Source organism: Janthinobacterium sp. Bl 1, assembly GCF_058215535.1.
Window position 1 is genome coordinate 3,200,261 of record NZ_CM177086.1, and the last position, 13,686, is coordinate 3,213,946.

10 protein-coding genes are annotated in these 13,686 nt (G+C 67.3%); 5 read left to right on the top strand and 5 right to left on the bottom strand.

The window, feature by feature from the left end; genetic code table 11:
* Positions 1-10 precede the first annotated feature (10 nt).
* The 5 genes from AC4BCN_RS14275 (at position 11) to AC4BCN_RS14295 (ending at position 5,810) form a co-directional block, all read left to right on the top strand.
* Positions 11-757, top strand: a complete 747-nt coding sequence (locus tag AC4BCN_RS14275; RefSeq protein ID WP_128139445.1) for a peptidylprolyl isomerase — start codon at positions 11-13, stop codon at positions 755-757.
* A 102-nt stretch (positions 758-859) separates the two neighbouring features.
* Positions 860-1,846 carry a GTP 3',8-cyclase MoaA gene (gene moaA / locus AC4BCN_RS14280; protein ID WP_490490987.1) on the top strand — a complete coding sequence of 329 codons (987 nt, stop codon included), beginning with the start codon at positions 860-862 and terminating at the stop codon, positions 1,844-1,846.
* A 45-nt stretch (positions 1,847-1,891) separates the two neighbouring features.
* On the top strand, positions 1,892-3,778 hold the full coding sequence (locus tag AC4BCN_RS14285) for a type IV pili methyl-accepting chemotaxis transducer N-terminal domain-containing protein (protein ID WP_235194215.1): 1,887 nt from the start codon (positions 1,892-1,894) through the stop codon (positions 3,776-3,778).
* Positions 3,779-3,801: 23 nt separating this feature from the next.
* Positions 3,802-4,464 carry a response regulator gene (locus AC4BCN_RS14290; protein ID WP_034751227.1) on the top strand — a complete coding sequence of 221 codons (663 nt, stop codon included), beginning with the start codon at positions 3,802-3,804 and terminating at the stop codon, positions 4,462-4,464.
* Between the two features lie 134 nt (positions 4,465-4,598).
* The gene (locus AC4BCN_RS14295; RefSeq protein ID WP_490490988.1) at positions 4,599-5,810 is read left to right on the top strand and encodes an NnrS family protein; all 1,212 of its coding nucleotides are present in this window, start codon (positions 4,599-4,601) and stop codon (positions 5,808-5,810) included.
* Here the strand turns inward: AC4BCN_RS14295 and AC4BCN_RS14300 are convergent.
* The 5 genes from AC4BCN_RS14300 to AC4BCN_RS14320 form a co-directional block, all read right to left on the bottom strand.
* Positions 5,807-9,250, bottom strand: a complete 3,444-nt coding sequence (locus AC4BCN_RS14300) for a response regulator (protein WP_490490989.1) — start codon at positions 9,248-9,250, stop codon at positions 5,807-5,809. The genes AC4BCN_RS14295 and AC4BCN_RS14300 overlap by 4 nt on opposite strands.
* A gap of 57 nt (positions 9,251-9,307) precedes the next feature.
* Positions 9,308-10,999, bottom strand: coding sequence for a sensor histidine kinase (locus AC4BCN_RS14305; RefSeq protein ID WP_485883235.1), 1,692 nt, complete (start codon positions 10,997-10,999; stop codon positions 9,308-9,310).
* Between the two features lie 121 nt (positions 11,000-11,120).
* Positions 11,121-12,650, bottom strand: coding sequence for a response regulator (locus AC4BCN_RS14310; RefSeq protein ID WP_490490990.1), 1,530 nt, complete (start codon positions 12,648-12,650; stop codon positions 11,121-11,123).
* Complete coding sequence (locus tag AC4BCN_RS14315) at positions 12,647-13,009, bottom strand: Hpt domain-containing protein (RefSeq protein WP_485883231.1); 363 nt, start codon at positions 13,007-13,009, stop codon at positions 12,647-12,649. Before AC4BCN_RS14315 ends, AC4BCN_RS14310 begins: the two co-directional genes overlap by 4 nt.
* Before the next feature lie 34 nt (positions 13,010-13,043).
* Positions 13,044-13,670, bottom strand: coding sequence for a response regulator (locus AC4BCN_RS14320; protein ID WP_485883229.1), 627 nt, complete (start codon positions 13,668-13,670; stop codon positions 13,044-13,046).
* Between the last annotated feature and the right edge of the window lie 16 nt (positions 13,671-13,686).

A 13,686-nucleotide genomic window follows, 5' to 3' on the forward strand; every position in this document is an offset into this window, starting at 1 on the left:
GAGTCACATCATGGGAATCTCCGTCAATGGCATCGATATCGACGATGCCGACATCGCGCAGGAACTGCCGCATCACGACGGCGCCGGCAACCCTTTGAAGCAGGCCGTGCATGAACTGGTGCTGCGCCGGCTACTGCTGGAAGAAGCCGAACGCCTCGGCGTGCAGGGCGGCAGTATTGACGACCGCATCGAAGCGCTGTTTGCGCAGGAAGTGCGCGTGCCGCCCGCCGACGATGCGGCTTGCCGCACCTTTTATGCGCAGCGCCCGCAGCTGTTTAGCAGCGGCGCGCTGGTTGAGGCGCGCCACATCCTGTTCCAGGTGACGCCCGAAGCGCCCCTGGAGCTGCTGCGCACGACGGCGCAAGCCGTGCTCGACGCCTTGAAACTGGCGCCCGAACGCTTCGGCGAACTGGCGGCGCAGTATTCGAACTGCCCGTCGGGCGCCCTGGGCGGCAACCTGGGCCAGCTGTCGCCGGGCCAGAGCGTGCCGGAGTTCGACGCGCTACTGTTCCGCCTGGAAGCGGGCGCGCTGGCCGGCCATTTGCTGGAAACGCGCTTCGGCTACCACATCGTGCAAGTGCTGCGCCGGGTCGAAGGCCAGCCCATCGCCTACGAGGCCGTGCAGGCGCAGATCGCCGACCGCCTGTCGCGCGCCGCGTGGCAGCGGGCCGTGCACCAGTATCTGCACTTGCTGGTGGGGCGCGCCGAGATCGCCGGCATCGAGCTCGAAGGCACGGCCAGCCCGCTGGTTCAGTAGGTAGAAATGCGTAGGCCGAAAGGCGTAGGCCGCTAGGCCTTCTGGGGCACAGCCAGATCGTGCCCCAGCCTTTACAATCAAGTAAGAAACAGGAGTAGCGTCATGGGTAGCGTCAAGTTGCAGGACCGTTTTGGCCGTTCGATCGATTATGTGCGGCTGTCCGTCACCGACCGCTGCGACTTGCGCTGCAGTTACTGCATGCCCAAGGGCTTTCGCGGCTTCGAGGAGCCGAAGGACTGGCTGACGTTCGACGAGATCGAGCGCCTGCTGGGCATCTTCGTTCACCTCGGCACGCGCCGCGTGCGTCTGACGGGCGGCGAACCGCTGTTGCGGCGCAATCTGCCGGAACTGGCGCAGCGGCTGACGGCATTGCCTGGTTTGCAGGACTTGTCGCTGTCGACCAACGCCACCCAGTTGGGCAAGCACGCCGTGGCTTTGCGCGCGGCGGGCGTGGACCGCATCAACGTCAGCCTCGATTCGCTCGACCGCGCCTGCATGCAGCAGATCACGGGGCGCGACAGCCTGCAGCCGATTTTGGATGGGCTGATGGCGGGCAAGGCGGCCGGTTTCGACCCGATCAAGATCAATATGGTGGCCATGCGCGGCATCAATGACGGCCAGATCGAGGCCATGGCGGCGTTTTGCATCGAGCAGCAGTTCATCCTGCGCCTGATCGAAGCCATGCCCATGGGCAGCACGGGCCGCAATGCCAGCTATATGCCGCTCGGTCCCGTGCGCGAGCGCCTGGCGGCCCGTTTTGGCCTGGTGCCGCAGGCAACAGAGTTGGGCGGCGGGCCGGCGCGCTACATGTCGACAGCCGATGGGCGCTCGAGCATCGGCTTCATTACGCCCATGTCGCAGCATTTTTGCGCCACCTGCAACCGCGTGCGCCTGTCCGTCGATGGTACCCTGTACCTGTGCCTGGGCCAGGAAGAGAAATTCGCCCTCGGCCCCATGCTGCGCGGCGGGGCCACGGATGCGGAGATCGAAGCGGCGATCCGCGCCGCCATCGAACTGAAGCCGCAGCAGCATGATTTCAATACGCAGCCCGATAAAATTATCAGGTTCATGGCACAGACGGGCGGCTGAGGCAGTTTTGTATTTACACTCAAGGGCGGTATGAAATTCAAGGCGATGTTTTCCTCCTGGCAGAAGCTGTCGACCAAGATCGTCGGCGCGCTGCTGCTCATGCTGGTGCTGGCCTTGAGTGCCATCGGCTGCACCCTGTTTTTGTCGTGGCAGCTCGAAGGCAGTTCGGCCGCCATCAACGAGACGGGCCGGCTGCGCATGCAGACCTACCGTCTGACCCTGCTGCTTGCCAGCGACGCGCGCGAACAGGCGCGCCAGCAAGTGCTGCTGATCGACGAAACCCTGGCCAAGATCGGCCACGGCGACCCGCAGCGCCCCCTGTTCCTGCCCCCCAGCACGGCCATCAAGTCCGAATTCGAACGCATCGGCACGGCCTGGCGTGGCGCCTTGCGCCCGGCGGCCCTGGCCGCCGACTCCACCGCGCGCGCGCGCCAGTTCGAGCATGACGCCGACACCTTCGTGGGTCAGGTCGATCAACTGGTGCGCCTGATCGAGCATGATAGCGAACAGCGCACCTTCTGGCTGCGCGCCTCGCAGCTGATCCTCGTCGGCATGGCCGTCATCGGCACGGTCAGCATGATTTACCTGATGTTCATGCTCATCATCGAACCGGTCACGCGGCTGCGCCTGGGCATGCAGCGCATGAAGGAACGCGATTTCAGCGTGCGCCTGGCCGTGGAAAGCAATGACGAATTCGGCCAGCTGGCCAGTGGCTTCAACCAGATGGCCGACCGCCTGCAGGCGTTGTACGGCAACCTGGAAGAGGGCGTGCGCAGCAAGACGGCCACCCTCGAATACCGCAACCGCGAACTGGCGCTGCTGTACGAAAGCGCCGCTTTCCTGCAGCGCCCGCAGCCTCTGGAAGACATCTGCGGCGGCTTCATGCAGCGCATCGTCGATTATTTCGAGGCGGACGGCTCCACCGTGCGCGTGCTCGACGCCGAGCGGGGCAACCTTCACATGGTCGTGCATACGGGCCTGTCCGAGGAACTGGTGGCGTCCGAGCATTGCCTGAAGGTGGGCGACTGCCTGTGCGGCACGGCCGTCGAGATGAAGGTGGCGAAGGTGCACGACATGCGCCGCATCGACAAGGCGCACGAGCTGCGCTGCCACCGCGAAGGCTTTGCCACCGTCTCCGTCTTCCATATCCACGCGCACGAACAGCACCTGGGCTTCTTCAACCTGCATTTCCGCCATGCGCGCGTGTTTTCCGCGCGCGAGCTGGCCTTGCTGGAAACCCTGGGCCAGCTGCTGGGCATCGCGCTGGAAAACCTGCGCCTGGCCGCGCGCGAACGCGAAATGGCCATTTCCGAAGAGCGCAACCTGGTGGCGCAGGGGCTGCACGACAGCATCGCGCAAAGCCTCAATTTCCTCAACCTGCAGGTGCAGATGCTCGACGACTCCGTGCGCAACGCGCGTTTCGACGAGGTGGCGGGCATTGTGCCGGCCCTGCATGCGGGCGTGAAGGAGAGCTATGAAGACGTGCGCGAATTGCTGGCCAACTTCCGCAGCCGCCTGATGGAGGACGATCTGATCGGCTCCCTGCGCGCGGCCGTGGACAAATTCCGCCGCCAGACGGGCATCGATGCCGAACTGCTGGCCGATGTGGACGGCGCGCCGTTCCCCCGCGAGCAGCAATTGCAGTTATTATTCATCGTGCAGGAAGCGCTGTCGAACATCCGCAAGCACGCCCAGGCCAGCCACGTCGAAGTGCGCCTCGCCGATCACCAGGACTTTACCCTGACGATCAGCGATAATGGCGTCGGCTTCGACGCTGCCGCCGTGCTGGAAAAGGGCGACAGCCATGTCGGCATCCATATCATGCGCGAGCGCGCGCAGCGCATCGACGCCACGTTCGACGTGCATGCCTGCCAGGGCGGCGGCACCACGGTCGAACTGCATCTGTCGCGCGAGCAGCGCCGCGCCGCCTGAGTAACTACCTGAAAGTATAAAAAATGGAGACACCCGATAAACCGATCACCGTCATGCTGGTCGACGACCACGCGCTGTTCCGCAGCGGCATACGCTCGCTGCTGCAGCGGCATACGGATTTTGCCGTCGTGGGCGAGGCGGCCGATGGCGTGGAAGGCATCAAGCGCGCCATCCAGCTGCAGCCCGACGTGGTGCTGCTGGACCTGAACATGGCCGGCATGTCCGGCGTGGAAGCGCTGCAGCTGATGCAGCACGATTGCCCCGATACGGCCATCGTCATGCTCACCGTGTCCGAAGACGCGGAAGACCTGGCCACGGCCCTGCGGGCGGGCGCCTGCGGCTATCTGATCAAGAACATCGACGCCGACTACCTGGTGCGCGCCATCCGCCGTGCTGCCGCCGGCGAAGTCGTCATCGCCGAAGCCATGACGGGCAAGCTGGTGGCGCAGCTGCAGGCGGGCACGCGGCGCGAGGAACCCGTGTCGGAACTCGACAAGCTCACGCCCCGTGAAAAGGAAATCATCGATTGCCTGTCGCGCGGCGAGAGCAACAAGGGCATCGCGCGTACCCTCGACCTGGCCGAAAGCACGGTCAAGATCCACGTGCAGAACGTGCTGAAAAAACTCAACCTCACCAGCCGCGTGCAGGCGGCCGTGTACGCGGTCGAGCACCGGCAGGGCAAGTAGCCGCATAGTTGGGGTCAGGCCCGCCGGGCCGGCCCCATGGCCGCTTCCATCCATTCTTCTAGTCCTTTTTGCCGATGGCCGCCATCGCGCTTTTAAAGTAGTATATTGAATATATCTTTAAAAGAGAGCCCATCATGGCCATCACCCCGATCAGCGAACCATCTTCTCCTCCCGCCGCCGCCAGCGCCGCGCCCTGGCATGCCGGCCACGCCGTCTGGCAACTGGGCTTCCGCCCGTTCTACCTGCTGGCGGCCGTGTTTGCGGCCATCGGCATTCCCCTGTGGCTGGCCAGTTATGCGGGCTGGCTGACGGGCGGCCTGCAGGTGGGGCTGGGCTGGCACATGCATGAAATGGTGTTCGGTTTCGCACTGGCCGTCGTCGTCGGTTTCCTCTATACGGCGGGGCGCAACTGGACGGGCTTGCCTACACCGCACGGCGCCCAGCTGATGGCGCTGGTGGGGCTGTGGCTGGCGGGACGCGTGGCCATGCTGTGCGGCCCCGGATTCCTGGCGGCGCTGGTCGACTGGCTGTTCCTGCCGCTGGCCGCCTGGCCTTTGTACCTGGTGCTGCGCCGCTCGGGCAATACGCGCAACCTGTTCCTCGTCGGCTTGCTGGCCCTGCTGGCGCTGGCCAATGGCCTGTTCCACGCGGCCGTGCTGGGCTGGCTGCCGCTGTCGCTGTTTGTGCCCGTGCAGGCGGCCATCTTCATCATCGTGCTGATCGAATCGGTGATCGGCGCGCGCGTGATCCCCATGTTTACGCGCAACGGCGCACCGGGCAGCACGCCCGTGGCCAGTCCGAAACGGGCGCTGGCGGCCGTGGCTTGCATGGCGGCCGCCGCGATCGCGTGGCTGGCCGGCGCGCCAGCCTGGCTGACGGCGCCGCTGGCCTTCTGCGCCGCCAGCGTGTCGCTGGCCAACCTGCTGGCCTGGCAGCCGCAACGTACGGTGCGCGTGCCGCTGCTGTGGATATTGCACCTGTCGTACGCGTGGATAGGCATCGGCTTTGCACTGCTGGCGGCCGCCAGCCTGGGCCTGCTGCCGGCCAGCGCCGCCTTGCACGCGCTGACGGTGGGCTCGATGGCGGGCCTGATCATCGGCATGATGACGCGCACCACCCTGGGCCACACGGGTCGGCCGCTCAAGGGCGGGAAGGCGGAAGCGGCGATGTACTGGCTGATCCAGCTGGGCGCGCTGGCGCGCCTGCTGGCCGCCGTCGGTCCCGCCGCGCTGTCCATGCCGCTGCTGCTGGCGGCGGGTGCCTGCTGGTCGCTGGCCTTTGGCCTGTATGCATGCGTGTATGCGCCGTACCTGTGGCGCGCCAGGGTGGATGGCCGCGAAGGCTAGGCTGGCAAGTTTGTCATTGGCACGGTCGCCTGGCCGGGCGGCGTCCGTGCCGTGAATGCGGCGGCGGCCTCGATGGCCTGCGCCAGCGCCTGTTCCAGTGCATCGAGGGCGGCCGACGCATCGTCGCCCGCGTGCAGCAGCTGTTCGGCTTGCTGGGCCGCGTGCACGGTGGCGGGCAGGGCCAGGCTGCCGGCCACGCCGGCCAGCTTGTGCGCGAGCGCGGCGGCGTCGGCGCGTGCATCGGCCGCCAGCAGCGCGCGCATGGCGCCCACCGTGTTGCGGTAGGTGCTGCCGAAGTGCGACAGGTGCTGGCGGTAGGGGGCTTCATCGAGCCACTGCTCCATGCCTTGCGCCAGGTCGATCACGGGCGCCGCGCCGCCTGTCCGCACGGGCATCGCCGCTTCGGCCACGACGGGCGGCAGGGCCGGCAGCCCTTGCGCATGGCGCCGGTGCGCGTGCGCGATCAGGGCGATGGTCTGCGGCACGTCGAACGGTTTGCTGATGAAATGGTTCACGCCCGCTTCCAGCGCCGCCGCGCGCTGCGTCTGGAAGGCCCCGGCCGTCAGCGCCACCACGGGCAAGTCCTGGAACTGCGGCAACTGGCGCAGCGCGCGCGTCGCCTGCAAGCCATCCATGACGGGCATCTGCACATCCATCAGCACGATGTCGACGTCGGCCGGGTGGGCCAGCAGCCAGTCCAGCGCCTGCTGGCCGTCACAGGCGAACGAGGGCAGGGCGCCCTGGTCGCACAGGATATGGTTGACCACGTCGCGGTTGATGTCGCTGTCGTCGACCACCAGCACGCGCACGCCGGCCAGCACGCGCTCGCCCAGCGCCGCATGGCCAACGTCCTGGCCGACGTCCAGGCCGGCCGCTTCGGCGCGCCGCTGGCGCGCTTCCATCGTCGCGTTGTACAGGCTGGACGCCGTCACCGGTTCATTGAGGATGGCATCGGCCGGATTGGCCGGGTCCGTACGGCGGCGCGTGGGCGCTGTCGCCGGCGTGCCGCTGGCCGCCAGGATGACGATGGGGCAATCCTGCGGCGGCAGGTGCTCGCGCAGGGCGCGCGCCGTGGTTTCGCCGTCCATGTCGGGCATGCGCGCGGCCAGCACGATGACGCCTGGCCGCGCATCTTCGGCACAGGCCAGCGCATGCTCGAGCGCCGCCTGGCCGCCGGAGACGGCATGCACGCTCCAGCCCAGGCCCCGCGCCACGGCGGCCACGGCGCCACGCGTGTCGGCCTTGCCATCGGCCAGCAACACACGCAAGCCCTGCATGTCGGGCGAGGACGGGACGCTGGCGGCCATCAGCTGCAGCGGCACCGTGAAGCTGAAGGTGCTGCCCTGGCCCGTGACGCTGGTCAGACGCATGGAGCCGCCCATCAGGCGCACCAGCTGGCGGCAGATGGTCAGGCCCAGGCCCGTGCCGCCGAAGCGGCGCGTGGTGGACGTGTCGGCCTGGGCGAAGGCGGAAAAGATCGCTTCCTGCACTTCGGGCGCGATGCCGATGCCCGTGTCGCGCACGCTGAAACACAGCACCGCGGCGTCGCCGTCGCGGCTTTCCAGGGCGCTCGTCAGCTCGACCGTGCCCTGCGTCGTGAACTTGATGGCATTGCTGGTCAGGTTGACCAGCACCTGTTCCAGCCGCAGCGCGTCGCCCATCACCTGGTCGACGCCCTCGGGCAGCGGCCCGATGCGCACCTCGATCGGCTTGTCATGCGCGGCAACGCTCATGCTGGCGGCGATCTTGTCGATCACGTCGGCCAAGCGGAAAGGCGCCTGTTCGATGGTCATGTGGCCCGCCTCGATTTTCGACACGTCGAGCACGTCGTTGATGATGCCCAGCAGGGACTGGCCCGCGGCGCGGATCTTGCGCGCCATCTGCAGCGCTTCGCCATCGAGGCCGTCGCGTTCCAGCAGCCAGGCCATGCCGAGGATGGCGTTGAGCGGCGAACGGATTTCATGGCTCATGTTGGCGAGGAATTCCGCCTTGCTGCGGTTGGCCGCTTCGGCCGCGTCGCGCGCCAGCAGCATGGCCTCTTCGGCCTGTTTTTGCGCGCAGATATCCTGGGCAAAGATCAGGGTCGCCGGTCCATCCTTGAGCAGCACGCGCGTGGTGGTCTTGAACATGGGCACGGGCAGGCCCTGCTTGCCCAGCCCGACGGCCTCGAATACCTGTTCACTGGGCGAATCGGCCTCGATCAGCGCTTCGTTGGCGGCCAGCGCCGCCAACGATGGCGGGGAAATCATGGCGGACCAGGGCAGGCCGTTCAGATTGTCTTCCATCGTGTAGCCGTGCAGCCTGCGGTAGCGGGGATTCGAATAGATGAAGCGGCCGTGGCGCAGGATGGCGATGGCCACGGGCGCATCTTCGATCAGGGTGCGAAAGCGCGTTTCGCTGTCGGACACGGCTTGCATGGCCTGGCGCTCGCTTTCCTGTTCCGCATGCCAGGCGGCCTGCTGCCGGCGGCGCCGCTGGCTCCAGAACAGCAGGCTGGCCGCGGCCAGCGCCAGCACGGCAAAGGAGAGGACGTAGCCGAGCGCTTGGCGCCGCAGCGGGGCGGCGATGGCCGCTTCTTCGCGGCTCAGGCCGATGATCAGGGCGCGGTCCATGCGCAGGGCGGTGGGGGCGATGGTCGCCATGGCCATGATGCGGGGGGCGGTGTGGGCGCCGGCGCCGGCAATTTCGACGCCGCTCAGGACGCCGGCCTGGTAGCCGCTGTCGCGAAAGCGCCGCAGGAAGCTGCCGGGGACGTCCATATTGCCGCCATTGGCAGTCCTGGCCGGGTAGTTGAGAAATTGCTGGCCGTCGCCATGCAGCACCACGGCCCACACGTCGGGGGCGTACATGGCGGTGCGGAACTTGGCCGTGAAGTATTCGGAGGCAAAGGTGGCCACCACCACGCCGGCAAAGCGTCCCTGTTTGTCCTGCACCATGCGCGACGCCGTGATGACCAGGTCGCCCTTGAAGGAATGGAAGGGCGCCGAGATGTACAGCATGCGCGCATCGGGGGCGTCGCGCGCCGTCTGGAAGTAGCCGCGGCGCGAAAAATCCTGGTTCGCCAGTTCCGCGATGTTGGTGGCGACCGCCTTGCCTTGCGCATCGATGACGAGCATGGTGCGCACGCCCGGCATGGCGTCGACCAGTGCGGCCAGGCGCCGCGGCAGCGCCTGCCCGGCGTCGGGTGCGGGGCCGGCGGCCAGATAGTCGCGGATCACGCCGCCGAGCACCAGGTTGGTCGCCGCCAGGTCGACTTCGATGTTTTTTGCCAGCAGCGCCGTCAGCACGCTCAGGCGCTCGCGTTCGGCCTCGTCATGCCGGGTCGCTTCGGCCAGGTGCGCGTAGGCGAGGGCGGCAGCGACGATCAGCAGCCCGAGAAGCAGGAACAGCCACTCGATCCATCGTCTGCGCAACGCCGCCGCCTCTGTGTGATAGCTCATGTGGCGATGCTATACCCGATAGGGATGGAGAACAACTTTTGCGCACAACTGGCGCAACTATGCATGTGATAGTGTGGTCAATTTGCCGCCCAGCGGCAGCCGCAGGCGGAAGACGGCGCCCTGGCCCGGCGCGGACGCGACGCCGATGCTGCCGCCCATCAGCGCGACGAGCTGGCGCGCGATGGCCAGGCCCATGCCGGCGCCGTCATGGGCGCGGCTCGGCGAGTCGTCGGCCTGCGAGAATTTGTCGAAGATCACGCCCTGCTGCGCCTGTGCGATGCCGATGCCCGTATCGCGCACCTCGATCTGCAGGTCCGCGCCGCTGTGCGTGACGTGCACGTCGACCCGCCCCGCAGCCGTGTAGCGGATGGCGTTATCGAGCAGGATGTCGAGCACGCGCACGAGGCGGGTGCGGTCGCAATCGATGCTGGACGGCGTGGCGGGCGCCACTTGCGCGGCCAGCTGCAAGCCCTTGTGCGCCGCGCGCGGCCTGTGCGGCGCCAAGGCCAGTTCCAGCAACTGGTCCAATGGCGCGGCGGCGGACTCCAGCCGGACCTGATCGTGCTCGAGCGCGCTCAATTCCATCGCCGCTTCGACCATGGACAGCAACTGGCGGCCGCTGTCCTGTATCGTTTGCGCGTAGGCGGCCTGTTCCGGCTCGCGCAGCTGCTCTTGCAGCAGCTCGGAGAAACCGAGGATGCCGTTGAGGGGCGTGCGCAATTCATGCGACATGTTCGACAGGAAGCGCGACTTGGCTTCGCTGGCGGCGATGGCCCTGGCGCGGCTGTCGACCAGGCGGCCGATCAGCAGCACCAGCGCGGCCCACGACAGCACGATCAGCAAGCTCGTGACGGCCGCCATCAGCAAGGCCTGGTTGCGGCGCGAGACGTAGTCGGCCAATACCGTGTCGCGGTCCAGCCCGACCAGCATGTACAGCGGGTAGCCGGCCAGTTTTTCAAATGCGTAAAAGCGCACGATGCCGTCGACGGGGCTGCGTTCGGTGAAGCCGCCCCGCGTTTTACCTTGCATCAAGGAAAATACCTTGCTGGCGCCGATATCCTGGCCGATGGTGTCGGCGGCGCCGACCCGGCGCGCGCGCACCACGCCGTCGCTGCCGACAAGCTCGGTGGAGCTGTTGTCGCCGAGGTCGACTTCGTCGTACAGGCGGGTAAAGTAATACGGGTCCATCGAGACCACCACCACGCCCTTGAACCGGCCATCGGCATGGTTGATGCGGCGCGTCATCTGGATCGACCATTTTTGCGATACGCGGCCCAGCACCGGCTTGCTGATATACAGTTCGCCGCTATCGCGCTGCATGTGTACGCGGATGTGCTCGCGGTCGGCCAGCCTGGTCGGCTGGAAGGGGCGGCTCGACAGCACCATGTCGCCCTGTTCGTCGACGATGGTAAACAGGTTGTACAGGGGGCCGGGCCTGAGGCCTTGCTGCAGGTCCGTTACGATGTCGAGGCCGCTGCCCAGCGCCTGGTAGCGGCTGCGCAAATACGTGGCCGCCTGGTCCGCCGCCTCGATCGTGCGGATCGCGTGTTCGTCGAAGACGCGCGCCATGCTGCGCGCATCGCGCCCGGCGCCGGCGATGGCAGTGTCGTAGGCGTGCCGCAGTTGCAGCACGGTGATGCTCCACAGCCCCGTCAGCAGGATGGCCATGAAGAGCGACAGCAGGGTGCGCGTATCCCAGCGTTCCCAACGCTGCCAGGCCATGGCATTCCAGTATCCGTGCTGTTGCATGCTGCCTCCGCAAGGGTTGTCATTCTGCGTGCGATTTATCAATTATAGCGAATATAATTGAATTTATCGAATAAAATGATTTGTATGCGGGAAGTGTTGTATTGAACGCCGGCTCTGGCGGCTAACGTGTCGCCGCCTGGCGCGTCAGCCAGCGCTCGACCATGTCGCGCAGCTGGCTGGCCGTAAACGGCTTGGACAGGTAATCGTCCATGCCGGCCGCCACGCAGCGCTGCCGGTCGTCCTCGGTGACGCCGGCCGTCAGGGCGATGACGGGCAGGCGCGGCGCGCCGCTGGCCGCTTCGCGGGCGCGCAGGGCCTCGCACGCCTGGTAGCCGTCCATGACGGGCATCATGCAATCCATCAGCACCAGGTCGTACTGCCGTTCGGCCAGCGCCTGCAGGCCCAGCGCGCCGTTCTCCGCCGTGTCGATGCTGTAGCCGCGGGATCCCAGCTGCAGGCACACGAGCTGGCGGTTCAGCGCCGTGTCCTCGACCAGCAGGATGCGCGCGCCCGGTTCCGGGGCGGGTGCAGGCGCGGGTGTGGATTCGGATGCGCGCGCGTCTCGGGCTCCGGATGGCGCTGCTGTCTCCGGCTCCGGCGATGTGGCGGCCGGCGTCTGCGGCGCCAGCGCCAGGGCCGCCTCGTGCTCCTGGCGCCGCAGCAGGGACATGATCAGCGCGATGGCCCCGGCCAGCACGAGCAGGCTGACCACGGCCGCGCCGCCCATGGTGCGCAGCATGCGCCGCCAGCCCGCCAGGTAGACCTCGTCCGTCACGGTGACGTTGACGGCCAGCGGATAGTCGCGCACCAGCCGTACGCCGGCCAGGCGCTTGACCGGGCGGCCCTGCTCGGCTGCGCGCGGCGTGTCCACCTGCAGCACGCCATCGGTCTTGCCCTGTTCCAGCAGGCGGTAGGTGCTGCCCGTCAGGTTGCGCTTGCCCATCATGGCGGGCACGGCCGGCCAGCGGGCCAGCAGCGTGTAGTCACTGCGGTACAGGGAAAAGGCCGTGTGTTCGCCGATGCTGGTGCTCTGGAAGAATTTGCTGAAGAAATCGCACGACAGGCCGACCAGCACCACGCCCAGGAAACGGCCGTCCGGGCCGCTGATGCGCCGGCTGATATAGAAGGTCCAGGCGCCATTGCCCTTGTTTTGCACGGGCGCGCTCACATGCATGCCGCCGTGCGGGTGGCGCCGGTGGTAGTCGAAGTAGTCGCGCTCGCCGAGGTGGATGGACGGCGCGGGAAAGGCGCGGCTGAAGGCCAGCACGCCGGCATCGCTGCCGACGATCGATACCACGTCCACTTGCGGCACGCCGCCGATCTTGTGCCGCAGCATCTGGTGCATGGCCGGGGTGCCGACGGCGGCGGCCAGCGCCTGCGCGTCCGCGGGGGCTGCGGTTTCGATCTCGCTGCTGACGCTGTCGAGCACCAGGCTGGCCGCCGTCATGCTCTGCGCCGTGTTTTCCGCCAGCAGCAGCGACAGATTGGACAGGTCCTGTTTCCAGTCATCGACGGCTTCGCGGTGCAGCACCACGCCGGAGACGACGATGCGCAGCGCCAGCAGGCCCACCAGCACCAGGCCGACGATGGCCGCCGTGGTGCGCGGCCGGTAGTGGTGCACCAGGCGCAGGACGGCCTGGCGCGCGTTCATGCCTGCGCGCCCGTGTATTCGAGCATGCTGCGGCGTACTTCCTGCTCCACTGCGCCGATCAGCGCCGCCGTTTCGGCCAGCCATTCCGGTGCCGCCACGCCCTGATGGCGCACCAGTTGCTCGAGTGCCGCCAGGCGCGCCACGAGGGCGCCGGCGCCCAGCAGGGCCACGGTGCCGCGGAAGGTATGGCAGCTATGCACGATGGCTTGCGCCGCACCGCCGCGCACGGCCTGCTCGACGCGCGCAAACATGGCCGGCGACGTGTCGAGGTAGGTCTGCGACAGGGCGCGGAACATCTCCAGGTCGTGGCCGGTGGCATGGAACAGCACGGCAGGATCGATGTGGCGATAGGCTGGCATGGCGGCTCCGTGGCGAGGGGAAAGCGGTGGCGGGTCAGGCGGCCAGGCTGTTGCGCCGCGCATGGCCGGCGCAGCAGGCGCGCAGATAGCCGCGCAGTTCGTCGTAATTGACGGGCTTGGCAAAGAACACCACGCCTGGCGGCACACCGCCCCGTTCTTGCAGCTCTTCTTGCGTCAGGCTCGACAGCATGGCGATGTGCATGTCCGCCAGCAGCGGGTCGGCCAGGATGGTGCGGATCACTTCGTAGCCGTCGATGCCTTCCATGACGATGTCGGCCAGCAGGATGTCGGGCTGGTCGCGGGCGATTTCCATCAGCGCCTGGTAGCCGTTCTCGCAAAAGCGCAAGTCCGCCTGCAAGCCCCATGAACCGATCTGTTTTTCATACAGCGCGCGCTCGATCGGATTGTCCTCGATCACGAGGATGGACGGCGGGCGGCCCGATGGGGCGGGGCGGCTGGCGCGTGACGCGCGCTGGTCCTGGCCCGGCTGGCCGGGATTGCCCTTGTAGGCTTCGACGGCCGCGAGGGGAATGCGGCGGTGGCCGCCCTTGGTCTTCCACGCTTCGATCACGCCGGCCTCGACCAGTTGCTGCACTGAAGTGACCGAGATGCCGAGGATTTCGGCGGCCTTTTGGGTGGTGCAGACGTCTGCAGTGTGCATGATGGGCTTTATTGTC